Consider the following 24,101-nt stretch of genomic DNA (forward strand, 5'->3'; position numbering starts at 1 on the left):
ACCCCATGACGCAAGAAGCCCAGATCATCGGCAAGGTCGAATACCGCGAAGGCGACGGCCAGCCGATCGAGATCCGCCCCGGCCCGATCGAGGTCGAGACCACCCTCACCGACGCCACGCTCAGCTGGGTCGACGGCGACACGCACGGCTCCACCGCGATCCCGATCGGCGATTTCCAGCGCTACGTCGCGCGCGGCACCATCGAGCTGAAGCACGAGACGGTCTGAACCTCCGAGCGTCGCGCATAGAGTTCGAGCAGCACCTCGCTGACGTTGCCGAGCAGCAGCCGCGCGACACCCTCCGCATAGAAGTTGAACTGCGTGCTGACGCGGTAGCGTGTGCGCATCGCGAGCCGGGTGCCGCCGCGCTCGGGCTGCAGTTCGAACGCCGTGTCGAGCAGGTCGAAGTACAGGCCACCGATGCGCACGTGGTCGTCCAGCGCGCCGGCGGGCACCGAATCGGCGGCGAAGCGGTAGGTCCACGCGATGCGGCGGGCCGGCTGCCACTCGGTGATGTCGCCGTCGAAGTGGATGCCCTTGCCCATCCGGAAATGCTGCACGCGCTGCCCGGCCGCCCCGGTAACGCCCGATTGCGGCGGCGGCACGCCGATGCGGTACGCCCAGCCGCGCGCGACCTCGTCGGCCCGGATGTCGGGCAGCTGCGTCAGTTGCTGCCACACCGCCGCCGGCGGCGCAGCGATCCACAGGCTGCGTTCGACCTGGCTGTGCTCGTCCTGCAGCACGGTGCCGGGCACCAGGGCGCCCATCAGCAAGGGCAGCACGCCGGCGGCGTACAGCGTCGGCCGCGGCCAGCCCGAGACACGGCAGGCGATGCCCATCAGCAGGCCGCCGAGGCTGCCCAGCACTCCGAACAGCGGCGCGATGACGATCGCGCAGATCAGCCCCTCGATGTTGATCAGCAGCGTGCCAACGACGAACAGCGCGGTGGCGAGGAACGGCGCGCCGAGGTAATACAGCCATGAGCGCCGGTGCTCGCGTTCGGCCACGTAGACGGTGACCATGCCCACTGCGATCGGCGCGAGGAACACGAAGGCGCCCGCCATCGCGGACCAGTGCCCGCCAGCCACGCCGGAGAACACCAGCCGCAGCGCGATGCCGGCCAGCGCCCCGGCCAGCACCGGCCAGCGGTAGCGGAAGGGGAGATGATCGGCACTCATCGCGTGTGCGAGATCCACAGCAGCACCGCGAGCACGCCGATCGTCAGCTTCTGCAGCAGCGAGACGGCGTGCGCGAAGCGGCCGCGCAGGTCGATGCGCGGCTCGGGCGGGCTGATGCGCAGGCCCTGCGCCAGGGCCGTCGGCGGGCGGCCCAGCAAGGCCGGCAGCGCGTTCACGGCCGGCACGCTGCCGCGCTCCAGCAGGCGCATCGTCTCGGGGCTGAAGGCCTTCTGCGGCAGCAGCTGCGCCACACGGGCCGCGAGCTTCATCAACGGCATCGGCACCGGCAGCCACAGCGGCCGGCCCAGGCCGAGCGCCGCGCGGTAGGCGGCCAGCATCTCGCGGTAGCTCACGCTCTCGGGGCCGCCGATCTCATGCACCACGCGCAGCGTGCCGCGCTGCTCGACCAGCCGGGCGATCGCCTCGGCCAGCTCGTAGACGTGCAGCGGCTGCAGCCGTTGCGCACCGCGCCCCGGCAGGCTCACGATCGGCAGCGCCGCGAGTGTCGCGAACAGCGCGGCGCTCGCGCTGCGCGGCCCGTAGACCAGCGACGGCCGTAGCACCGCCCAGTCGATCGGCAAGGTCGCGAGCAGGTCGTCGGCGAGCAGCTTGCTGTGCAGGTATGCGCTGACTATGCCCGCGGGGCCGACGCCGAGCGCCGACACCTGGATCACCCGCCGCACACCCGCGAGCGCCGCACCGCGGAACAACTCGATCGGCCCCTGCGCATGCACGCGCTCGAAGCGCTGCCCGCGCGAAGGCACCAGGATGCCGACGCAGTTGACCACCGTGTCGACCTGCGCCTCGCGCAGCCGCGCGGCCCAGTGCTGCGGCGACACCGGGTGGGAGAAATCGAGCGGCCAGTGCTCGCGCGCCGCGCCCGGCCGGCGCGAGGCTTCGATCACCTTGTGGCCGCGCGCACGCAGCGCATGCACGACCGCTGCACCGATGCAGCCGGTCGATCCGCAGACGAGGACCTTCATGATGGACTCCTTGAGAAGCAGCAGCGCGCCGGCGCCGCGGCATCGAACGCGCGTACCGCCTCGGGTTCGAGCGCCTGCAGCGCGGCGCGGGGCGGCAAGCTGGCCGGCAGGCTGATGTCCCACACGAGGCCGGCCCGCTGCAGCGCGCACAGCACCCACCAGCCCGGATCGGCCTGGCCGGGGTACAGCCCGAGGCGGGCCGAGCCGGGAAACGCGTGGTGGTTGTTGTGCCAGCCCTCGCCGAAGGTGATGAGGCCGCAGCCGCGCACGTCGTGGCCTTGCACGCCGGCGCCGTCGACATGCCAGCTGCGGTGGCCGGTGCGGTGCGCGAAGTGGCCGACCATCCAGTGCCCGGTGAGGCCGACGACGCAGCGCAGGCACACGCCCCACAGCACCCAGCCGATGCCGCCGAGCGCGAAGAACAGCAGCGCCCACGGCAACTGCTGCAGCAGCCAGTGGCGCTCGAGGGCCATCAGCACACGGTCGTTCGCGAGGTGCGCCGGCAGCTCGAAGCGCGGCGGCCGGGCGAGGCGCAGCTCGCAGTGCAGCTGCCACCACGCGTCGACGAAGAAGCTGCGGCGGTGCGCGAAGAAGTCGTGGCAGCGCGGCTGGCGCTGCGCCCAGTCGCGCAGGTCGTGCGTGCGCATCATGCCGGCCGGGCCGGCCATGCTGACCAGCACGCCGAGGTAGACCAGCACGCGTTCGAGCCACAGCGGGCAGGCATACGCGCGGTGGATCAAGCGGCGGTGCATGCCGAGCGAGTGGCCGAGGCACAGCGTGACGGCGCTGCTCGCGAGGAACAGCGCGAGCCCGCTCCAGCTGGCGTAGCGCGTGACGGCCAGCACGCCGCCGGCGAGCATCGCGAACCACCACAGCGAGCGCTGCGGCGCCCACGCGACGCGGCCCTCGACCGCGCTGCATCCCTCCGTGGCGTGAACCGTGGTGACCTCGTTGCGCATGGCCGCCTCACTCGCCGCGGTGGGTGCGGCAGGCGCCATCGCGGCAGGCCTGCATGCGTGCCGCCATCCGCGCCGCACGGACCCGCCGGATGCCGCGCACCAGCGGTGCGCTCGCTCGCGAGATCGCCTGGCGATGGCGTGCGAACCACCGGTAGCCCAGTTCGAACGCAGGCTGCAACGGCGCCCAGCCGACCGGCTTCAGCACCCAGCCGAGACCGACGGCCTCGTAGGCCAGCCGCAGCACCTGCACGCCGTGCAGCACCCGGCCGTCGGCCGCGACGGCGTGGATCTCCTCGTTCATCGCCTGCAGCGTGATGCCATACGGTGTCGGGTCGAAGCCTTCGGCGCTGATGTCGACGAAGGCCAGGCGGCCCGCCGCATTGCGCTCCCACAGGTGGTCCATCTCCAGCGAGCACACCGGGCAGGCGGCGTCGTAGAGCAGCGTCATCGGGTACAGGGCGTTGTTCATGGCAGATCGCTCCGTCAGTAATTTCTGTCTTTAGAGAAATTAATCGGCAAAAAATTTTGAGATCAGGGCCCGAGCAACTGCGCGGGGTTGATCTCCTCGGGCGCCGCGTTGCCGTCGCGGCCCAGCAGCTTCTTGATCTTCGCGCCGAGCTTCAGCACCTTGGTCAACGTGTCGGTGTCGAGCTTCAGCATCTCGTCGCTCCACGCCGTCAGCGTGACCAGCAGTTCCTGCGTCTCGCGGATGCGCAGGCGCGCTTCGGCCGGGTCGCGGCTCAGTGCCGGATCGGCCAGCAGCTCGTTCAGCACCTCAATGGTGGGCGCGATCTCGCGGCGTTGGCGCTCACGCACCACGGTGCGCAACAGCTCCCACACCTGCGTGGAGGTCTCGAAGTGATCGCGCCGGTCACCGGCCAGGTGCACGAGCTTGATCAGGTTCCAGCCCTGCAGCTCGCGCAGGCTGTTGCTGACGTTCGACCGCGCCACATCGAGCGTGTCGGCGATCTCCTCGGCATGCATCGGCCGGCCGGTGATGAACAGCAGCGCGTGGATCTGCGCCACCGTGCGGTTGACACCCCAGCGCGTGCCCATCTCGCCCCAGTGCAGGACGAATCGGGACAGGGTCGGAGACAGGTTCATGGAGCGGACTCTAGGGTTGTCGAATATTTCTGTCAAGACAGAAATAAAGAAATCCCGGACGACACGATCCAGCCTTCGAGCGGATCGGCATCCGCCGGCCGGCCGAAGCCCGCCTGCCCGGCCGCCCAGGCGGCCTGCATCAGGCACAGCACGGCATCGAGCCGATCGCCCGACGCATCGGCCACCAGCGCATCGCGCTGCGCGTGCGACAGGCGCAGCCGCAGGCCGAGGCGCGAGCGGCCCTGCTCCAGCGCATCGAGCAGGTCCTTGCGGGCGATCAGGCGATCGGGCGTCTGCCGCGCCTTGTCGTCGGCCTTGTACGAGCGGCGGCCGATCAGCTCGCGTGCCAGCAGGCCGGGGTAGCCCTCGAGGGCGACGCGCTGCGCATCGCCCGGATGCAGCCCGGGCAGGTCGACACCGGCGTCGATCAGCAGCGGCACGCCGGCATGCAGCATGTACGCGACCGGCGGGTTGACCCACTTCATCGACGGCGACGAGCCGGCTGGGCCATCGGCCGCGCGGTGCGCGAACTTCGCGCCCACCGGGCGGGCATCGCAGAACGCCGCGAAGCGCGTGCGGATCTCGTCGCGCGACAGGCCGGCATAGTGGCGCATCAACGGCAGCCAGTCCATCGGCCAGCCGAGCGCCTGCACCAGCTCGCGCGGCAGGCCGAACGGGAAATCGAAGGCAGCGAGCCACGGGCCGGGCGTGCGCAGCCACGCGGCGAAATCATCGAAGCTCTCGTGCGTGTCGACACGTTCCAGCCGCACGACATTGCGCGACGCCTGGCCGCGCGCCACGGTGATCGGCTTGCGGCGCGTCGGCCGGCTGGTGAAATCAACGCCGGCGAGGTGCCAGTCCGGGAGAGAAGCAGAGGTCATTGGGGTGCCGGTACAGTCGAGCCCACACTCTAGCGATCTCCCATGGCCGACACCCCTGCCGACAAGTCCACGCCCTCGCCTTCTTCACGCGAGGAATCGAAAGAGCGGGACACGAAAGAGCGGGAGCCGAAGGAGCGCCTGGTCACCACCGAACACCGCACGATGGTCGGCAAGCGCAGGCTGGACTACAGCGTGACCTGCGGCACCGTCGTGCTGCGCGAGGACGAGCAGCGCGACGGCCAGCGCAGCGCCGACAAGCCGCGCGCCAGCCTGTTCTTCGTCGCCTACACGCTGAAGGGCGCGAAGCCCGAGACGCGGCCGGTCACCTTCAGCTTCAACGGCGGGCCGGGCTCGAGCAGCGTATGGCTGCACCTGGGCATCCTCGGGCCGCAGCGGGTCGTCACCGACGAGATGGGCAACGCGCCACCACCGCCCTATGCGCTGACCGACAACGAGCACACGCTGCTGACCGACAGCGACCTGGTCTTCATCGACCCGGTGGGCACCGGCCATTCGCGCATGGTCGAGGGCGAGAAGGTGACCGAGTTCCACGACTACCAGCGCGACCTCGATGCGGTGGGTGAGTTCATCCGGCTGTACCTGGCGCGCTACGGCCGCTGGGGCAGCCCGAAGTACCTGATCGGTGAAAGCTACGGCACGACGCGCGCGGCCGGCCTCTCGCTGCACCTGCAGGACAAGCACGACGTGTTCCTGAACGGGGTGATGCTGGTGTCGCTGGCGGTGGACCTGCAGACCTTGCACTTCGACCACGGCAACGAGCTGCCCTACCCCTTGTTCCTGCCGACCTATGCGGCCACCGCCTGGTACCACCGCGCGCTGGCGCCGGCGTTGCAGAAGAAGCCGCTGGCCGAGGTGATCGCCGCGGCCGAGGCCTTCGCGCTCGGCGACTACACGGTGGCGCTGATGCAGGGCTCGGCGCTCGACGCGAAGGCGCGCCAGCGCATCGCCGAGCAGGTGGCGCTGTACAGCGGGCTGAGCACCGCGTACGTGCTGCGCTGCGACCTGCGGCCGCGCGAGTTCCGCTACTTCAAGGAGCTGCTGCGCGAGCGTGGGCAGACGGTGGGCCGGCTCGACAGCCGCTTCCTCGGCATGGACCGCGACGATGCCGGCGAGGAGCCCGAGGGCGACCCGGCGATGAGCAACCTGCTGGGCGCATATGCGACCGGCATCAACCGGCTGCTGAAGGACACGCTGAAGTTCGAGACCGACGCGCCGTACGTGGTGCACGCGCCGATCTGGGACAAGTGGGGCTGGAAGGATTTCGCGGGCAAGTACGTGAACGTCGGCGGCAGCCTGCGGCGCGCGATGCATGCGAACCCTGCGATGCGGGTCTACGTGGCGAGCGGCTACTACGACCTCGCGACACCGCATGCCGCGGGCGACTACACGCTGAGCCACCTCGGGCTGCGCGAGCCGCTGCGCAAGAACATCAGCGTCAGCTACTTCGAGGCGGGGCACATGATGTACATCCACCAGCCGTCGTTGAAGCGGATGGCGGGGGAGTTGCGGGCGTTCGTGAAGGGGTGAGGCTCACCCCGTCGCCAACCCCACCACCCCGGCGGCAATGCACGCCGCCCCCGCGATGCGCGTCCCGCGCTCGCCCTCGCCCAGCAGCCGCCCGCCGAGCAGCGCGGCGAACAGCATCGACACCTCGCGCGCCGGCGCCACATGCGACAGCGGCGCCAGCCGCGCCGCATACAGCACCAGGATGTAGCCGAACGGGCTGACCACCGCCAGCACGAGCGCGTGGCGCCACAGCGCACGCGCCGATTCCATGAAGGCCTCGGGCCGCCGCAGCGCGCCGGGCAGCATGAACGGCACCCGCGCGAGGTTCCCGAAGTAGTCGATCAGGATCGGCGAGATCAGCATCACCTTCACCGAGTAGCCGTCGATCAGCGTGTACAGCGCGATCATGCAGCCGGTGGCCGCGCCGTAGCCCAGGCCCGCCATCACGCGCTGGCGCTGCACCGGGTCGTGCGCGCGCGCCCACAGCGACGGGCCGCCGGCGATCAGGAACACGCCGCCGGTGACCGCGAACACGCCCAGCACGCCGCCCAGGCTCATGTGCTCGTCGAGCAGCAGCAGCGCGCCGAACGAGCTGATCAGCGGCCCGGTGCCGCGCGCCACCGGGTACACCACCGTCAGGTCGCTCGCCGCATAGCCGCGCAGCAGCACGTTGAAGTAGACGAGGTGCGCGATGCCGCTCGCGAAGATCAGCGCCCATTCCTTCCAGCCCCACAGCGGCACCGCATCCCAGGCGGCCCAGATGCCGACCGGCGCCCACAGCACCAGGATCATCAGGCTGCACAGCAGTGCGAAGCGGCTGTCGCCGCCGGCCTTCTTGGCGACCAGGTTCCAGGCGGCGTGCAGCAGGGCGGCGATCAGGACGAGGCAGAGCGCGGTCAGGGACATGGGGTCGCAGGCGGGGCGAAACCCCGCATTGTCCGTCGTCGGGCCCGGATGCCCGACGTCGTGCGATCACCCCCGCGACGCCGCCACCCGCATCGTCACGAACTCCTCCGCCACCGTCGGGTGGATGCCGATCGTGCGGTCGAGCTGCGCCTTCGTCAGCCCCGCCTGCACCGCGACCGCGAAGCCCTGCAGCACCTCGCCGGCATCGCCGCCCACCATGTGCGCGCCCAGCAGCCGGTCGCTCGCATCGTCGACCACCAGCTTCAGCAGCGTGCGCTCGGTGCTGCCGCTCAGCGTGTGCTGCAGCGGCTTGAACTCGCTGCGGTAGATGCGCAGCACGCCGTGCCGCGTGCGCGCCACCTCTTCGCTCAGCCCCACCGTCGCGGCCTGCGGGTGCGTGAAGATCGCGGTCGGCACCGTCGCGTAGTCGAGCGCCGGCCGGCGGCCCTCGCCGAACAGCCGGTCGATCAGCACCATCGCCTCGGCCAGCGCCACCGGCGTCAACGCCTTGTGGCCGACCAGGTCGCCCAGCGCATGCACCGACGGCACGTTGGTCGTGAAGCCCTCGTCCACCGGCACCGTGCCGTCCTCGTTGACCTTCACGCCCACCTCGGCCAGCCCCAGGCCGCGGCTGCGCGCGCGCCGCCCGGTGGCGTGCAGCACGGTGTCGGCCTCGAGCACGCTGTCGTCGGCGAGCTGCAGGCGCTGCACCTCGCCACGCCGCTCCACCGCGGCGATGCGCGACTCGAGCCGGATGTCGATGCCCTTCTTGCGCATCTCGGCGGTGACGAAGCGCGCCATCTCGCCATCGAAGCCGCGCAGCAGCTGCGGCCCGCGGTGCAGCAGCGTCACCTTCGAGCCCAGCCCGTGGAAGATCGATGCGAACTCGCAGGCGATGTAGCCGCCGCCCACCACCACCAGCCGCTTCGGGAACGGCGACAGGTCGAACATGTCGTCGGAGCTCATCGCCCATTGCGCGCCCGGGCCCTCGATGCGCAGCGGCTCGCCGCCGGTGGCCAGCAGGATGTGCCGCGCGGTGAAGCGCTGCTCGTGCGTCGTCGTCTTCACCGCCACCGTGTGGGCATCGAGCAGCTTGGCCCAGCCGCGCACCAGCTGCACGTTGGCGCCGCGCAGCAGCTCGGCATACACGCCGTTCAGCCGCGCGATCTCGGCACCACGCCGCGCCTTCAGCACGTCCCAGTCGAACTCGGGCTCGGCCAGCGTCCAGCCAAAGCCGCGCGCCTGCGCGAAGGCCTCGTGGTAGTGCGCCGCGTAGCTGTACAGCTTCTTCGGGATGCAGCCGAGGTTCACGCAGGTGCCGCCGAGCGCGCTGCCCTCGGCCAGGATCACCTTCGCGCCGAGCTGCGAGGCCATGCGGCTCGCCCGCACGCCGCCGCTGCCGGCGCCGATCACGAACAGGTCGCAGTCGTAGGATGCGTCAGCTGTCACTGTCATGCGAAGGCTCCCTCTCTCTTTGTTCGCCATCATCCATCAGTGCCTGCAGCGTAGCGAGGCTGTCGGCCTCATGCAAAGGCTTGTCGCTGCGGATCCGCAGCATGCGTGGAAACCGCACGGCGATTCCGCTCTTGTGGCGCGGGCTCGCGTTGATGCCCTCGAAGCCGAGCTCGAACACCAGCGTGGGCCGCACGCTGCGCACCGGCCCGAACTTCTCGAGGGTCGTCTGTCGGATGATGCGGTCAACCTCGGCGAATTCGCCATCGCTCAAACCCGAATAGGCCTTCGCGAAAGTCACCAGCTGCAGCGCGCCGGCCTGCGCCGGCTCGCGCCGGGCGATCGCCTCGACCACCGCCTGCGCCTCGGCCGCATCGGCCGGCGGGCGGCTCCACACCGCGAAGGTGTAGTCGGTGTAGATACTCGCGCGCCGCCCATGCCCGGCCTGGGCGTAGACCAGCACCGCGTCGACGCTCAGCGGGTCGATCTTCCACTTCAGCCAGGTGCCGCCCGCCAGCCCCTCCTGCTTGCGCCGGCCGCTGCCGTACTGCGCCTCGGCATGCTTGAGCATGAAGCCCTCGACGCCCCGCGCCCGCGATTCCTCGCGCAGCGCGGCCAGCGCCGCCCAGCTGTCGCGCTGCTCGACGGGTGACACCCGCATCGTTCGCCCTGCGGACGCAGCTTCGAGCAATGCACGCCGCTCGCGCTGCGGCTTGCTGCGCAGGTCGACGCTCTCCCACTCGAGCAGGTCATACGCGATGAAGCTGGCCGGCGCATCGGCCAGCACGCGCTTGGTCAGCGTCTTGCGCGCGATGCGCTGCTGCAGCAGGTTGAACGGCGCGGGCGTGTCGCCCTTCCAGACCAGGATCTCGCCGTCGAGCACCGTGCCGTCGGGCCACTCGCGGGCCAGCGCCACGACCTCGGGAAAACGCTCGGTGACGAGCTCTTCGCCGCGCGACCAGATCCAGGTCTCGCCGCCGCGCCGCACGATCTGCGCCCGGATGCCGTCGTACTTCCATTCGACCAGCCAGTCGCCCGGCGCACCGAGCCGCGTGTCGAACTCGGGCGGCAGCCCCTCGACGGCATGCGCGAGGAAGAACGGATACGGCTGGCCGAGCGGCGCGGCCCCTTCGCCCTCCCCCGCGACCAGCGCCGCGAAGCGCGCCGCATCGGGCGTCTGCTTCGCATCGGTCCAGCCCATCATGCGCTGCGCGAGCAGCTTCGCGTCGAGCCCGGCGTGCGCGGCGAGTGCGCGCTGCACCAGCAGCTTGCTGACGCCGACGCGGAAGCCGCCGCCGATCAGCTTGGTGAGCAGGAAGCGTCCGGTCGCGTCGAGTTCGTCCCAGTAGCCGGCGATGCGTGCCGCCTGCTCGGCCGGCGAGAGCCCGCGCAACGGCAGCAGGCGCTGCTCGACCCACTCGGCCAGCCCGACATCGCTCGCGTGCTGCGGCGCCGGCAGCACCAGCGCGATCGTCTCCGCGAGGTCGCCGACCGCCTGGTAGCACTCCTCGAACAGCCAGTCGCTGATGCCGGCGCGCTCGCAGGCCAGCGTGCGCAGCGTCGCGGTCGGCACCACCTGCCGCGGCTTGCCGCCGGACAGGAAGTACACCGCCCAGGCCGCGTCACCCGGCGCGGCTTCGGTGAAGTAGCTTTGCAGCGCCGCCACCTTGGCTGAGGTGGCCGTGGTGGCATCGAGCTCCGCGAAGAGGCGCGAGAAGCGCTTCATGCGGCAGGCTCCGGATCGGCCTGCGCACCCGGGTCGGCGGCATCGCTGCGCTCGTCGTCATACTCGGTGTGGAACGCACCGGCCTGCAGCCCCTGCTCCTGCAGCCAGCGCACCATCACCGCCTCGTAGCCGTGGGTGACGATCACGCGGCTCGCACCGGTCGCGGCGATCGCGCGCTGCAACCCCGGCCAGTCGGCATGGTCGCTCAGCACGAAACCGCGGTCGATCGAGCGCCGGCGGCGCGTGCCGCGCAGCTGCATCCAGCCGCTCGCGAACGCATCGCCGTGCTCGCCGAAGCGGCGCGTCCACGGCGAGCCCTGAACCGACGGCGGCGCGATCACCAGCGCACGTGCGAGGCTGGCCTTGTCGGCGACCTCGGTCACCAGTTGCGTCGGCGGCAAGGCCACGCCGGCCGCGCGGTAGGCCTGGTTCAGCGGCTCGACCGCGCCATGCACGACGATAGTCCCGATCGACGCATCGACCCCCGCCAGCAGCCGCTGCGCCTTGCCGAAGCTGTAGGCCATCAGCAGGCTCGCGCGGCCGGCCTCGGCATTGGCACGCCACCAGGCGTCGATGTCGGCGAACACCTCGCGCTGCGGTTGCCAGCGGTAGATCGGCAGGCCGAAGGTCGATTCGGTGATGAAGCAGTCGCAGCGCACCGGCTCGAACGGCGTGCAGGTGGCGTTGTCGTCGCCTGCGCCGCTGACGAAGTAGTCGCCCGACGCGACCCACACGCGGCCGCCGTGTTCCAGCCGCACCTGCGCCGAGCCGAGCACGTGGCCGGCAGGGTGCAGCGACAGCCGCACGCCGTGGTGCTCGATCGCCTCGCCGTAGGCGAGCGTCTGCAGCGTGATGTCGTCGCCGAGCCGCGCGCGCAGCACGCCCTCGGACGGTGCCGACGCCAGGTAGTGCGCATGCCCGCGCCGCGCATGGTCGCCGTGCGCATGCGTGATCACCGCGCGCTCGACCGGGCGCCAGGGGTCGATGAAGAAGTCGCCGGGCGGGCAGTACAAGCCCTCGGGCCGCTCGACCACCAGATCGTCCGCGGCCATCAGTACCGGCCGGTCTGCCCGGCGATGCGCAGGTAGACGTGTGCGCACCAGGCAACGAAGCCGCGCCGCAGCGTGCCGGCCAGCGTGCGCGGATGGGCGAGCTTGGGATCGATCTCGCGCGACTGCGCCACCGCGGCATCGAAGCGCCCGGCCAGCGAGCGGGCGAAGCCCTCGTCGCGCACGATCACGTTGGCCTCGAGGTTCAGCAGCAGCGACAGCGGATCGATGTTCGAGCTGCCCACCGTCGCCCAGTCGCCGTCGATCACTGCCACCTTGGCATGCAGGTAGGCCGGCGTGTACTCGTGGATGCGCACGCCATGCACCAGCAACTCGTCGTACAGCACGCGCGCGGCCAGCCCGGCGATGCGGTAGTCGAGCTTGCCCTGCAGCAGCAGCCGCACCGCCACGCCGCGGTCGGCCGCATCGCGCAGCGCGCGCCGGAACGGCCGGCCGGGGTAGAAGTACGGGCTGATCAGGTCGACGCGTTCGCGCGCGCTGCGGATCGCATCGATGTAGCTGCGCTCGATGGTGCGGCGCTGGCGCAGGTTGTCGCGCAGCACGAAGGCCGCGCGCACCGGCGGCAGCGCATCGGGGCTCAGCTGCAGGCCCCTGGCGCGCGGCATGCGCAGGCGGCGCATCAGCCGCTTGGCGCGCGCGATCGGCTCGGCGCTGCGCGCCAGGGCCACCATCTCCTCGCGGAAATCCTGGCCCAGGTCGGCACGCGTCCACACCGCGCGGATCGCCTGCTCGACCGGAGCCACCACCGGCCCGCGCACCTGCACCGCGAAATCGAGCCGCGGCTGCTCGGTCGCGCCGTGCACGAGGTCGATGCGGTCGTCGATCTGGTTGATGCCGCCGACGAAGCCGACCTCGCCGTCGACCACGCACAGCTTCTGGTGCAGCCGGCGCAGCTGGCCGGGCTGGAACCAGCTCCACCAGCTGGTGATGGGCCGGAACACCGCGAGGTCGACGCCGCCGTCCTCGAACAGCGGTTGCAGCTGCGGCAAGAAGGCGCGCGAGCCGAAGCCGTCGAGCACCACGCGCACCGCGACGCCGCGCGCGGCAGCCGCCAGCAGCGCCTGCGTGACGGCGGTGACGCTGCCTTCGTGCTGGTAGATGTAGGTCGCGAGCCAGACCTCGTGCCGCGCCGCGTCGATCGCGCGCACCATCGCCGGAAAGAGTTGATCACCGCCACTGAGCAGCTCGACCTGGTTGTCGCCGCAGAACAGCGCGCGCGGCAGCGTGCTCCACAGGTCGTCGGGCAGCGCAGGCTCGGCGCGATGGCGATGGCGGCGGCTCAAGGCAGCTTGCCTCCGCAGGCACGCAAGCCTGGAACGTTTCGGTCCGCACCGGCACTGAGCGAGATCGCCGTGCCACGGCTCAATGCATGGCTCATGTCATCGCTTCCATGATTTCCACCCCATCCGCCCACCGTTTCCGGACGCTCAGCCTGTCCGAAGCCGGCGCACGGCAACTCAGGGCAAACGGCAAGGAGGTCTCCGTGGTTCGCCATGAGCTCGCCGTGAGCCACGAGACCCTGGAGCACGCGCGCGCGGTCGGGCAAGCCAATCACTGGGCCCGCAAGCTGCTCTTCCGGGGCGTGGCCAACAACGCCCGGTTGTCGCACTGTGACAAGCGCGTGCGCGACCGTGCGCTCGACCTGCTCACCGCCGAGCTGGAGGAGATCCGGCTCCACTACAGCGACCCCTGGCAGCACCTCGTCGCCAGGTGCAGGGCCATTGCCCGGCACGGCATCGGCCATTGCCACGAATGCAGCGACTTGACCTTCCTGTACCTGGTCGCCACGTTGCCGGACTGCCAGATCGATCAAGCCACGTACCCCCACAGGGATCATGTGGCGACGCTGGTGCAGAGTGGCGCGCACGTGATTCGCTGCGACCCGTGGACGACGGTCGCCGTGCCGGTCCTGCAGGGGCATGGCAACAAGCGGCTCGACGTGGATCTGATGGCCGCCAACTTGAGCACCATGGGCCTCGGGAGCAACTTCGAGGCTGGAAAGATACTGCGCTCGAGCAAGGGCATCACGGCCCAGCAGCGGCGCATGCTGAGCAAGGCAGTGGCGGAGCTGGACAGCCTGACGCCCGCGGACTGCCTGAGCGACAAGGCCATCCTCGAAGCGACTGCGCCGGCCGGCACGAAACGCAGCGAGGCATCGATGGACCCCGGCACCGAGTGGCCGCTGTCGAAGCGACGGCCCGTCACGGCCCTCGTCCATGACGACGAGCGGCTCGACCTTGACTCCTACGGCGTGAACGAGTACTTCCATGCGCTCCTCAACCCGCTGCCGCGCCGGGGCGACACGCCCTTTCCTGCGGGCTGCTTCGACTTCGCCGATGCGATCGAGCGCCTTCTCGGCAACGATCCCCAGCCCTTGCTCGGTCTCGTCGAGCACCACGGCTTCGACCCGGACGCCGTTGTCCCACTGCTGGCCGAGCTGTTCGACCTGGCGATCTCCGACGAGCCCACGCGCCAGGACGCCGCACTCAAGCTGAAAGCCGCCTGGCCGGCCACCGCCGAAGCGATCAATTCGTAGTGCCATCGAGTTCGAGCTCCGCCACCAGCGGCAGGTGATCCGACATCCGCGCCCACGCCGCGCCGCGCGGCACCGAGGTGCCGGTGCAGCGGAAGCCACGCGTGTAGATGCGGTCGAGCGAGAACACCGGCATGCGCGACGGGAAGGTGCGCTGCGAGCTGATGCCGCGCCGCTCGGCGCGGTACAGCCCGAGCGCATGCATCGGCGCATCGAGCTTGCCGCCCCAGTCGTTGAAATCGCCGGCCAGCACCACCGGTTCGTCCGGCGGCACGTGGCTCGCGACGAATGCGCCGATGCGCTCCACCTGCCGCACGCGGCTCGAATGGATCAGCCCGAGGTGGGCCACGATCGCGTGCACCACCACCGCGTTCCAGTGCACCCGCACGTGCAGCAGCCCGCGCTGCTCGTAGCGGTGGTCCGACACGTCGTGGTGCCCGATCTCGTCGCCCATCGGCCAGCGCGACAGCAGCGCGTTGCCATGCTCGCCGCCGGGCGTGACCGCGTTGGTGCGGTAGGCCGCGTGGTAGCCGTCGGGCGCCAGGTACTCCGCCTGCGGCATGCGCGGCCAGCCGATGTGGGTGTCGGGGAAGCGCCTTGCCTCGCCATGGTGGAAGTTGCGCACCTCCTGCAGGAACACCATGTCGGCATCGAGCGCCTCGATGCCCAGGCCCAGGTTGTGGATCTCCAGCCGCTTGCGCGGGCCGACGCCGCGCACGCCCTTGTGGATGTTGTAGGTGGCCACGCGCAGCACGTGCGGGGGGTGGAGGGTCGATGGTGACGCGTTCATCGCGGGGAGCTTCCGAGGTCGAGGATGGCAGCAGCGTTGGTGCGGGAGAAGCAGCGCGCGGCGGCGTCGCGCCACGGCAGCCATTCGAAGCGCAGGTGTTCGTGCGGGCTCAGGCAGACCGGCGTGCCGCGATCGACCTCGAGCGTGAAGACATGTTCGGTGTTGTGGGTGACGCCCGGCGCGTAGCGGTGCGCCCAGGCCGGCAGGATCTCGTAGACGTTCTGCCGGCCGAGGTCGCGCAGCCGATCGGCCGGCACGGCCGCCGAGCCGATCACGATGCCCGTCTCCTCGGCGACCTCGCGCCGCGCGGTGTCGCGCAGCGGCTCGGCCGGCGACGCGCGCGAGCCGGTCACGCTCTGCCAGCCGCGCGACGCATCGTTGCGCTCCAGCAGCAGCACCTCGCGCTGCGGTGAATGGATCAGCACCAGCACCGACTCCGGCAGTTTCATGCCATGAAGGATAGCGGCTCGGCGCGGGCGGCCCGTGTCGGCAGATGCCTCGCCGCCGGGTCGGGCGAACGCCCGGCCCACAACGCCCGACGAGATCCATCCGCCGTACCGGCGAATCAGCCTCGTGTCCGGTCCCGACCGATCAAGCGCATGAGCGCCTCCTTTGCGTCCACGTGGTCGCCTGCGCTGCGGGACACGAGCGACACATGGGCATCGCCCAGGCCGTTCCTGTCCGCGTCACCCGCCTCGAGCTTGCCATCGGCATTGCTCATGAACGGTCTGGAGACCGGCTCGATCCGGACAGAAGCGCCACCACGCTCCGCCCACGTCGCGATGGCGGCAAGCTCACGGCTGCTCGCCAGCGCCTGCTTCCAGGCCTCAGTCTGGGTCGACGGATTCAGCACGACGACCTCGTCCGGGTGCAGCGCAGCCTGCCAAGCCAGCAGGTCACCCCACACTGTCGGATCGTGGAGGCATTGGGCCGGATAGTGGTATGCGCCGGCGAGACCGGTCCGGGAGTTGCGTCCGGCGATGAAAAGGCAGGAGTACAGCGTGGATGACAGCACGTTCAGCTGTTGGGCAATGAGGCCCTGTCCCATTTCGATGAAGACCCTGTGCTTGCTCAGTTTGCACCGCACTTCCTCGAGCACATCGGGATCGGCCCAGCCGGCCGTCAGCAGGGTCGCCTGCTGGCGGGGCAGCGCCATTCGCGCAGGCTGGCGCCGACCGAATTCCAAGGGCCGCCCTCCCGCTTCGGGTGGAATCCATGCTTGCACCCACGGTCCGGCGACGTCGCCCATCTCGCCTGTCCATTCGACCTGCGTGCCAAGCCATGTGTTGAACGTCAGCTCGACGTTGCATTCGCCGACATCGACGATGCACGTTTTCCAATCGGGACCCGTACCTGCTTCGCGAGAGGCTCGCAGCTCGATCGACCTGCCCTCGACGAGCGGCTGTTTCACCGACAGCCCGGCATCACCCATGTCACTTTCGCGACGATCGACATCGGTCGACCGTGGAGATTCCCGGGGCGATTCCCGGCGCTTGTTGCTGCGGATGGAGGTGGAACTGAACATGGTCGGACTTCTTTGGAACCCGGAAGTGGGAACCGAATGAGTCACTCGGCGGTGAGGCGGGTTCCACCTCGCGGCCAGACGAATGCAGCCGGGACGAGCGTCCGCGCCGCTTCCATCAGCCCGCGGGCGCTCAGCCCTTCACTTTCACCGCCACCGCCGGCGGCAGCTCCTTGGCCTGCAGCATGCGCACCTGCGTCACCAGGTGGTTGTGCGCATCGAGGAACGCCGCGGCGATCACCTTGCCCTCGTTGCTGTTGCTCCAGCCGGCGCCGGCCGCGCCGCCCAGCTTGCCGAGCACCAGGCCGCCCATGCCGAGGTCGGTGACGCGCACCGAGCCGGTCGACGCCGCCAGCTGCTCGGTGGTCTCGTTGTCGGTCAGCAGCAGCGCGACCTGCGCCTCTTTCAGCTTGACGCTGTCGGCCACGCCGACGAACTTGTTCAGCACCGGGATCATCCCGAGGATGCCGCCGATCTCGCGCCCGGCGTTCTGCTCGCTGAAGGTGAGGCTGGGCGTCAGCGTGTACTGCGCCTCGTAGCCCTTGCCCTTGGCCACCGTGCCGTTCTGACGCAGCACGCCGGCGTTCTTCAGCTCCTGCTCCTGCACCGTGGCGCGCAGCCCGGCCGAGCGGTCGACGACGCGGAAGCAGCCGCTCTGCTGCGCCAGCAGCCGGATCAGCGGCACCGGCGACTGCGGCAGGTTGTAGCCCGACACCGTCGTGTAGCCGTTGGGGTTCTCGACCAGCGCGAGCGTCGCGACGGGCGCATCGCACTTCACCAGCTCGCGCGCCGCGGCACTGGCACCCGCCGGCCCGGCCGACCCGGTCACCACCGACCCGCCCTGGCCGAGTTCGGCGCCCTGCTTGCCGCAACCGGCCAAAGACACGGCCAGCGACACCGCCAAGCACACCCGCAACGGGCCGCGTGCCGTGGAAGAACCTGCTCGATTCATGACCATCCTCTCGGCAAGCGCCGTGATTCGAAGCTGGGAATCATGCCAGCGCACAAAGGCTTACAGCGCAGGACAACACCCCGACCCGCCCAAGTGAGGGATCGGATGTTGCAAACGATCCCATCCCTCCGCCTCCACGTTGTCTCCACATTTGGTGGTCAATCTCACACCCTTCTTCAGCCCAGGGATCGAACATGACACCAGCAGCGTCGCCCTCCTTCGTGCGCACCTTCACCCTCTGGCTCGGCCTGTCATTGATGCTGCTGGCAGCGTGCGGGGGTGGAGGCGGAGCAGATGAGTCCGCCGGTGATGCGAGCCTGACCGCACCGGTCGACCTGCAGGTCACCCCGGGCAACGCGTCGGCGGCGCTGAGTTTCACCGTCACGACGCCGCGCGCCGACGTGCTCTTCCACGCCACCTGCATCGCCGGCAACTCGCAGGTGACGGTCAGCATGGTGTCGCACGCGACGGGCATCGAGCAGATGCAGGTCGCCGACCTGACCAACGACCTCGCGTACTCGTGCACCGTGACCGTCAGCGATGCGAGCGGCGCCAGCGCCGTGTCGCAGGCGGTGCCAGTGACKCCCACCGCCGCTGCGACCGCGCAGGCACCGACAGCCCCGACCGACGTGCAGGCCGCGGCCGCCGACACATCGGCCATCGTCAGCTTCTCGGCGCCCGTCGCCACGGTGCTCTGGTACACCGTCACCTGCCAGGGCACTGAACTCAACGCCTACAGCAGCGGCACCGCCAGCCCCATCCCCGTGCCGGGGCTGAGCAACGGCCAGCGCTACGTGTGCAGCGTCGTCGCCACGAACATCGTCGGCGACAGCCCGGCTTCGGCGCAGGTCGAGGTGACCCCGGTGGCGCCCGCAACGCCGCCGGCGGCCCGCCCTGACACGCCGACCGTTCTCGGCGCCATGCCATCGGACGGCGCCCTGTCGGTTGCCTTCACGCCGCCGGCCGGCATCGCCCTTCAGGCGACCTACCGCGCCACGTGTTCGGCGACCGGGATCGCGGTGACGGCAGAGTCCAGCGCCTCGCCGGTGTTCGTTTCGGGGCTGCAGAACGGCGCACCCTACACCTGCAGCGTGACGGTCAGCACCGCCGCCGGCACGAGCAACCCGTCAGCCACCGTCGGTGCCACGCCACGAACGGTGCCGGATGCACCGCGCGGGATCTCGGCAACGTCCGGCAGCGGCACCGCCACCGTGACGTTCGAGGCGCCCTCGTGGAACGGCGGGGCGACCATCCAGGGATACCAGGTGCGCTGCCAGGCCGAACAACACGAGGCCCGCGTCKACACGGCCTCCGCCGGCACGGTGGTCGTCGCCGGTCTGGCGAACGGCACAGCGTACGGCTGCAGCGTCACCGCCCGCAACGATGCCGGCAGCGGCCCGGCGTCGACGCCGTCGATGGAGGTCACGCCGCTGGCGTCGGTGCCGGTGCCGGGCGCCGAGCCGGCGCCTGTCGCACCATCGCTCATCGGTGTGAGCGCGGGCAACGCGCTGGCGATCGTCGACTTCGCCCCGGGTGCCCCTGACGCGTCCATCCTTGACTACACCGCCACCTGCACGACACGTGATCTGCCGAAGGCCAGCGCCAGCGCCACGAAGGCGGCCTCGCCGATCACCGTCAGCGGCTTGTACAACAACAGGCTCTACGATTGCATCGTCACAGCGCGCAATCAGAGCGGCGACAGCCCGGCGTCCCCGAGTCTCGAGGCGACACCGCGACCGGCAAATCCCCAGGCGCCGGAGTTGTTGTATGCAGTGCCCGCCAACGCATCGGCCGTGCTGCGGTTCACGCCGCGCCCGGACAACGGTTCGCCGATCCTCCACTACGACGCGAGCTGCGGCGATCGGAGTGTTGTGGGCTCGGGCTCGCCGATCACGGTCGACGGGCTGACGAACGGCCAGCTCTATGCGTGCACGGTCACGGCCACCAACGAGGTGGGGCCCAGCGAGAGTTCGAACGCCCTGCCGGTCAGACCCCTGACCACGCCGGACCCAGTGCAGGAGCTCGCCGCCCAGCCGGGCGACGGCAGCGTGACGCTCAGCTTCAGCCCACCCGCGAGCAATGGCGGCGGCGAGCTCTCCCCCTATTCCGCCAGCTGCACCGACGGCAAGGGCACGAGCACATCCGTCCTCGCCGCGAGTTCCAGCGTCCGCTCGATCGCGATCGTCGGCCTGAGTAACGGTGTCAGCTACACCTGCACGGTGACGGCCACCAATGGCGCCGGAAACAGCACGGCCAGCCTCGTGGCGATTCCCAATGCGTCGCTGCCCGCCGCACCGACCTACACGCTCAGCGACACCATCATCGGCGATGGCACGCTGAGCTTCAAGTTCGGCAAGCCGGCCAGCAACCTGAGTGACGTCAGCTACGCGATCGACTGCAGGCAGACGACGACGCAGAGCCCGGTGACGCCGAGCAGCCTGTCCCTGGCGACCAACCCGTTCAGCGCATCGCTCACCGGCCTGCAGAACGGCAGCAGCTACACCTGCACGGCCACCGCCACCAACAGCAAAGGCTCGGTCGCAGTCAGCGCCAGCGCCGTGCCGAACAGCGCGCCCCCCACGGCACCAGGCTACGTCACCGGCAACACCGTGATCGGCGACGGCACGCTGTCCTTCTCGTTCTCCAAATCGACCTACGACGCCGGCGATGTCAGCTACGCGGCGAGTTGCAAGAATGACCTGACCGGCATCGCTGTCGATGCCACGGTCAAGCTGGACACCGATCCCTTCATCGTCTCGCTGACCGGGCTCACCAACGGCAGCAGCTACACCTGCACCGCCACCGCCACCAACAGCCTCGGATGGGTGTCGGCCAGCGCCAGCGCGACGCCGAACATTGCCCCCGCCACGCCGACCTACACCGCCAGCAACACCGTCATCGGTGATGCGACACTGAGCTTCGCGTTCGGCAAGCCGAGCAGCAATGGCAGCGATGTCGTCTACACGGCAAGTTGCAAGAAGACCGGTACCGACATCAGCGTCGCGGCCACCGTCAACCTCGACGTGAACCCATTCACCGCCTCGTTGACCGGGCTCACCAACGGCAGCAGCTACACCTGCACCGCCACAGCGCGGAACAGCCGCAGTTCGGCCTCCACCAGTGCCGCTGCCACGCCGAACAAGGCGCCTGCTGCGCCGACCTATGACGCCGGCAACACCGGCATCGGCGACGGCACGCTGATCTTCAAGTTCGGCAAGCCTGCCGACAACGGTGCCGACACGGTCTACTCGGCCAGTTGCAAGAAAACCGACACCAGCGTCGGCGTCACGGCCACCATCAGCACCGGAACGAACCCCTTCACCGCTTCGCTCARCGGGCTCACCAACGGCAGCAGCTACACCTGCACCGCGGTTGCCACCAACAGCAAGGAATCGGCCTCCACCAGCGCCAACGCCACTCCGAACAAGGCGGCGCCTGCCGCACCAACCTATGACGCCATCAACACTGTCATCGGCGACCGTACGCTGAGCTTCAAGTTCGGCAAGCCGGCCAACAACGGTGCCGACACGGTCTACTCGGCCAGCTGCACGAAAACCGCCATCGTCAGCGCCGACACGAGCTCCTTCACTGCCTCGCTCAGCGGGCTCACCAACGGCACCAGCTACACCTGCACCGCCGTCGCCGCCAACAGCAAGGGTCAGACCTCCACCAGCGCGAGCGCCACGACTTACACCGCGCCGACCGCACCCACTGTGCTGGCCGAAGGCCAGGGAAGCTCGGTCGGAAACCAGACGGCGACCGTCGCCTTCGTGGCCTCGTCGTCCAGCGGCGACACGAGCAGCAGCCTGAGCTACACCGCGACATGCACCAATGTCACCGACGCGACAGACGAAAAGAGCACCACCGGCAGCGCCAGCCCGCTCGTCGTGTCGGCGCTGACCAATGGCGCCAGCTACCTGTGCAGCGTGACGGCAAAGAACAACAACGCCTCTGTCAGCTCCCCGTCGGCCACGGTCACACTCAGCCCCTACACCACGCCGGGCGCGCCGGGGTTCAGCCTGAGCGTGATCCCGGCGCCCGCCTCGGTCGATGATGCGGACGCGGGCAGCTACTCGTCTGCCAACAATGCGCAGCTCAGAGCCAGCCTGACGGCGCCGGCATCGAACGGTGGCCGCACGATCAGCCAGTACGGCGTGACCTGCACGGCCGCGGGAAAGACGACCGTCAGCGCGACCGCGAGCTCAGCCTCGACCCTCACGCTGACCGGCATGCCGAACAACGCCAGCTACACCTGCGCCGCGATCGCGCACAACGCCGCCGGAGACAGCGCCGCAGCCACGCAGGTCGCCGTCACGGCCATCACCCAGCCGGGGGCATTGAACCTGACCACCGCGGTCGTCTGCTCAAGGAACAACATCCATGCCGGCTACTCGTACCCGACCTACAACGGCGGTGCGTCGATCAGCACCTACCACTTCACGCTGTACCTCGACAGCGACCACAACACAGCCGTCTCGACACAGACCAGCAAATCGAGCGCCGGCACCATCGATTTCGCATCGCTGTCGTACAGCACCAGGTACTACCTGGTGATGCGCGCCGTCAACAGCGTCGGCAGCGGGCCGGCCACGACCTTCACGTTGACCACGGCAGCCGCGCTCGCCGCGTCGCCCGACTGCGTGCTTTGAGCCGCGAGGATCGAGCCGGCCCGCACGGGCCGGCTCCTGAGGCTCACCCCACCTGCGTCGCCTGCGGATTCCTCAAGCGAATGTGCAACTCCCGCAGCTGCTTCTCGTCCACCGGGCTCGGCGCATGCGTCAGCAGATCCTGCGCGCGCTGCGTCTTCGGGAACGCGATCACGTCGCGGATCGACTCGGCCTTGGTCATCAGCGTCACCAGCCGGTCCAGCCCGAACGCCAGGCCGCCGTGCGGCGGTGCGCCGTACTGCAGCGCATCGAGCAGGAAGCCGAACTTCAGCTGCGCTTCCTCCGGCCCGATCTTCAGCGCGCTGAAGACCTTGCTCTGCACCTCGGCGCGGTGGATCCGCACCGAGCCGCCGCCCAGCTCCCAGCCGTTGAGCACCATGTCGTAGGCCTTCGCGATGCACTTGCTCGGGTCGGTGTCCATGTAGTCCTCATGGCCGTCCTTCGGCGCGGTGAACGGGTGGTGCACCGCGTTCCAGCGCTCGCCGTCGTCGTCGTACTCGAACATCGGGAAATCGACCACCCACAGCGGCGCCCACTTGTCCTCGAACAGGCCGTTCTTCTTGCCGAACTCGCTGTGGCCCACCTTCACGCGCAGCCCGCCGATCGCGTCGTTCACCACCTTGGCCTTGTCGGCACCGAAGAAGATCAGGTCGCCGTTGCGCGCGCCGGTGCGTGCGATCACCGCGTTGATCGCCGCATCGTGCAGGTTCTTCACGATCGGGCTCTGCAGGCCTTCACGGCCCTTGCCGGCATCGTTCACCTTGATCCAGGCCAGGCCCTTGGCACCGTAGATCTTGACGAAGTCGGTGTAGGCATCGATCTCGCCGCGGCTCATCTCGCCGCCGCCCGGGATGCGCAGCGCCACCACGCGGCCGTCCTTGCTGGTGGCCGGACCCGAGAACACCTTGAAGTCGACGTCCTTCATCACGTCGGTCAGCTCGGTGAACTCGAGCTTCACGCGCAGGTCGGGCTTGTCGGAGCCGAAGCGGAACATCGCATCGGCATACGTCATCACCGGGTACACCGGCAGCTCCACGCCGATGGTGCTGCGGAACACCGTGCGGATCATCCCCTCGAACATGCCGCGGATCTCTTCCTCGGTCAGGAAGCTGGTCTCGATATCGATCTGCGTGAACTCGGGCTGGCGGTCGGCGCGCAGGTCTTCGTCGCGGAAGCACTTGGTGATCTGGTAGTAGCGGTCGAAACCGGCCACCATCAGCAGCTGCTTGAAGAGCTGCGGGCTCTGCGGCAGCGCGAAGAACATGCCTTCGTTGACGCGGCTCGGCACCAGGTAGTCGCGTGCGCCCTCGGGCGTGCTCTTCGTCAGCATCGGCGTCTCGATGTCGATGAAGCCGTTCGCGTCGAGGAACTTGCGCACCTCCATCGCCACGCGGTAGCGCAGGATCAGGTTCTTCTGCATCGCCGGGCGGCGCAGGTCCAGCACGCGGTGCGTCAGGCGCGTGGTCTCCGACAGGTTGTCGTCGTCGAGCTGGAACGGCGGCGTGACGCTCGGGTTCAGCACCTCGAGTTCATGGCACAGGATCTCGATCTTGCCGCTGGTGAGGTTGGCGTTCTCGGTGCCGGCCGGGCGCGGGCGCACCTTGCCGACGATCTTCAGGCAGAACTCGTTGCGCACGCCCTCGGCGGTCTTGAACATCTCGGCGCGGTCGGGGTCGCACACCAGCTGCACCAGGCCTTCGCGGTCGCGCAGGTCGATGAAGATCACGCCGCCATGGTCGCGGCGACGATGCGCCCAGCCCATCAGGGTGACGGTCTGGCCCATCAGTGCCTCGCTGACGAGGCCGCAATACGTTGTTCTCATGTGTCTTCTCCGGAATCGGTCATCGTGGCC

General features: G+C 69.6%; 20 protein-coding genes. 4 read left to right on the top strand and 16 right to left on the bottom strand.

Annotated elements, in window-relative coordinates:
- The first annotated feature begins 5 nt into the window (after positions 1 to 5).
- Positions 6 to 227: a hypothetical protein gene (locus AC1D1T_RS00540; protein ID WP_047503195.1), complete on the top strand. Its 222-nt coding sequence runs from the start codon at positions 6 to 8 to the stop codon at positions 225 to 227.
- On the opposite strand, the gene AC1D1T_RS00545 is transcribed toward AC1D1T_RS00540, so the two are convergent.
- The 6 genes from AC1D1T_RS00545 to AC1D1T_RS00570 form a co-directional block, all read right to left on the bottom strand.
- Entirely contained in the window at positions 182 to 1,177 is a 996-nt protein-coding gene (locus AC1D1T_RS00545; RefSeq protein ID WP_477826312.1) for an SRPBCC family protein, read from the bottom strand. The two genes, AC1D1T_RS00540 and AC1D1T_RS00545, sit on opposite strands and share 46 nt — an antisense overlap.
- Complete coding sequence (locus AC1D1T_RS00550) at positions 1,174 to 2,160, bottom strand: NAD-dependent epimerase/dehydratase family protein (protein ID WP_477826311.1); 987 nt, start codon at positions 2,158 to 2,160, stop codon at positions 1,174 to 1,176. Before AC1D1T_RS00550 ends, AC1D1T_RS00545 begins: the two co-directional genes overlap by 4 nt.
- Entirely contained in the window at positions 2,157 to 3,119 is a 963-nt protein-coding gene (locus tag AC1D1T_RS00555; protein WP_052211509.1) for an acyl-CoA desaturase, read from the bottom strand. The genes AC1D1T_RS00550 and AC1D1T_RS00555 overlap by 4 nt, the downstream gene beginning before the upstream one ends.
- Before the next feature lie 7 nt (positions 3,120 to 3,126).
- A complete protein-coding gene (locus tag AC1D1T_RS00560) occupies positions 3,127 to 3,588 on the bottom strand; it encodes a thiol-disulfide oxidoreductase DCC family protein (protein ID WP_052211483.1) in 462 nt (153 codons plus the stop codon).
- A gap of 62 nt (positions 3,589 to 3,650) precedes the next feature.
- Positions 3,651 to 4,223, bottom strand: a complete 573-nt coding sequence (locus AC1D1T_RS00565; RefSeq protein WP_047503199.1) for a GbsR/MarR family transcriptional regulator — start codon at positions 4,221 to 4,223, stop codon at positions 3,651 to 3,653.
- A 32-nt stretch (positions 4,224 to 4,255) separates the two neighbouring features.
- Positions 4,256 to 5,104 carry a DUF429 domain-containing protein gene (locus AC1D1T_RS00570; protein ID WP_477826309.1) on the bottom strand — a complete coding sequence of 283 codons (849 nt, stop codon included), beginning with the start codon at positions 5,102 to 5,104 and terminating at the stop codon, positions 4,256 to 4,258.
- Positions 5,105 to 5,146: 42 nt separating this feature from the next.
- Between AC1D1T_RS00570 and AC1D1T_RS00575 the strand changes: the two genes are divergently transcribed.
- Positions 5,147 to 6,652, top strand: a complete 1,506-nt coding sequence (locus AC1D1T_RS00575; RefSeq protein WP_477826308.1) for a S10 family peptidase — start codon at positions 5,147 to 5,149, stop codon at positions 6,650 to 6,652.
- A 3-nt stretch (positions 6,653 to 6,655) separates the two neighbouring features.
- Here the strand turns inward: AC1D1T_RS00575 and AC1D1T_RS00580 are convergent, their stop codons facing one another.
- From AC1D1T_RS00580 to clsB, 5 genes are all read right to left on the bottom strand, one after another.
- On the bottom strand, positions 6,656 to 7,537 hold the full coding sequence (locus AC1D1T_RS00580; RefSeq protein WP_477826630.1) for an EamA family transporter: 882 nt from the start codon (positions 7,535 to 7,537) through the stop codon (positions 6,656 to 6,658).
- Positions 7,538 to 7,603: 66 nt separating this feature from the next.
- Positions 7,604 to 8,992 (bottom strand): glutathione-disulfide reductase, encoded by a 1,389-nt coding sequence (gorA, locus tag AC1D1T_RS00585; RefSeq protein ID WP_477826631.1) that lies wholly within the window; start codon positions 8,990 to 8,992, stop codon positions 7,604 to 7,606.
- Complete coding sequence (locus AC1D1T_RS00590; protein ID WP_477826632.1) at positions 8,976 to 10,715, bottom strand: ATP-dependent DNA ligase; 1,740 nt, start codon at positions 10,713 to 10,715, stop codon at positions 8,976 to 8,978. The genes gorA and AC1D1T_RS00590 overlap by 17 nt, the downstream gene beginning before the upstream one ends.
- Positions 10,712 to 11,767, bottom strand: a complete 1,056-nt coding sequence (locus AC1D1T_RS00595) for a ligase-associated DNA damage response exonuclease (RefSeq protein ID WP_477840505.1) — start codon at positions 11,765 to 11,767, stop codon at positions 10,712 to 10,714. Before AC1D1T_RS00595 ends, AC1D1T_RS00590 begins: the two co-directional genes overlap by 4 nt.
- Positions 11,767 to 13,068: a cardiolipin synthase ClsB gene (gene clsB, locus AC1D1T_RS00600; RefSeq protein ID WP_477991217.1), complete on the bottom strand. Its 1,302-nt coding sequence runs from the start codon at positions 13,066 to 13,068 to the stop codon at positions 11,767 to 11,769. Before clsB ends, AC1D1T_RS00595 begins: the two co-directional genes overlap by 1 nt.
- Positions 13,069 to 13,154: 86 nt before the next feature.
- Between clsB and AC1D1T_RS00605 the strand changes: the two genes are divergently transcribed.
- Positions 13,155 to 14,321 carry a hypothetical protein gene (locus tag AC1D1T_RS00605; RefSeq protein WP_477828910.1) on the top strand — a complete coding sequence of 389 codons (1,167 nt, stop codon included), beginning with the start codon at positions 13,155 to 13,157 and terminating at the stop codon, positions 14,319 to 14,321.
- On the opposite strand, the gene AC1D1T_RS00610 is transcribed toward AC1D1T_RS00605, so the two are convergent.
- The 4 genes from AC1D1T_RS00610 to AC1D1T_RS00625 form a co-directional block, all read right to left on the bottom strand.
- The gene (locus AC1D1T_RS00610) at positions 14,311 to 15,108 is read right to left on the bottom strand and encodes an endonuclease/exonuclease/phosphatase family protein (RefSeq protein WP_465113864.1); all 798 of its coding nucleotides are present in this window, start codon (positions 15,106 to 15,108) and stop codon (positions 14,311 to 14,313) included. The two genes, AC1D1T_RS00605 and AC1D1T_RS00610, sit on opposite strands and share 11 nt — an antisense overlap.
- On the bottom strand, positions 15,105 to 15,557 hold the full coding sequence (gene nudB / locus AC1D1T_RS00615) for a dihydroneopterin triphosphate diphosphatase (RefSeq protein WP_477991219.1): 453 nt from the start codon (positions 15,555 to 15,557) through the stop codon (positions 15,105 to 15,107). Before nudB ends, AC1D1T_RS00610 begins: the two co-directional genes overlap by 4 nt.
- Before the next feature lie 116 nt (positions 15,558 to 15,673).
- Positions 15,674 to 16,633: a hypothetical protein gene (locus AC1D1T_RS00620; RefSeq protein ID WP_477826331.1), complete on the bottom strand. Its 960-nt coding sequence runs from the start codon at positions 16,631 to 16,633 to the stop codon at positions 15,674 to 15,676.
- 130 nt (positions 16,634 to 16,763) lie between these two features.
- Positions 16,764 to 17,582 (bottom strand): CsgG/HfaB family protein, encoded by an 819-nt coding sequence (locus AC1D1T_RS00625; RefSeq protein WP_477826332.1) that lies wholly within the window; start codon positions 17,580 to 17,582, stop codon positions 16,764 to 16,766.
- Between the two features lie 194 nt (positions 17,583 to 17,776).
- Here AC1D1T_RS00625 and AC1D1T_RS00630 point away from each other — a divergent pair, with 194 nt between their 5' ends.
- Positions 17,777 to 22,231 (top strand): fibronectin type III domain-containing protein, encoded by a 4,455-nt coding sequence (locus tag AC1D1T_RS00630; RefSeq protein ID WP_477991221.1) that lies wholly within the window; start codon positions 17,777 to 17,779, stop codon positions 22,229 to 22,231.
- 43 nt (positions 22,232 to 22,274) lie between these two features.
- On the opposite strand, the gene aspS is transcribed toward AC1D1T_RS00630, so the two are convergent.
- Positions 22,275 to 24,071, bottom strand: coding sequence for an aspartate--tRNA ligase (gene aspS / locus AC1D1T_RS00635; RefSeq protein ID WP_047503217.1), 1,797 nt, complete (start codon positions 24,069 to 24,071; stop codon positions 22,275 to 22,277).
- Positions 24,072 to 24,101: the final 30 nt, after the last annotated feature.

The sequence above is a fragment of the Rhizobacter sp. P2_H3 genome, assembly GCF_056403355.1.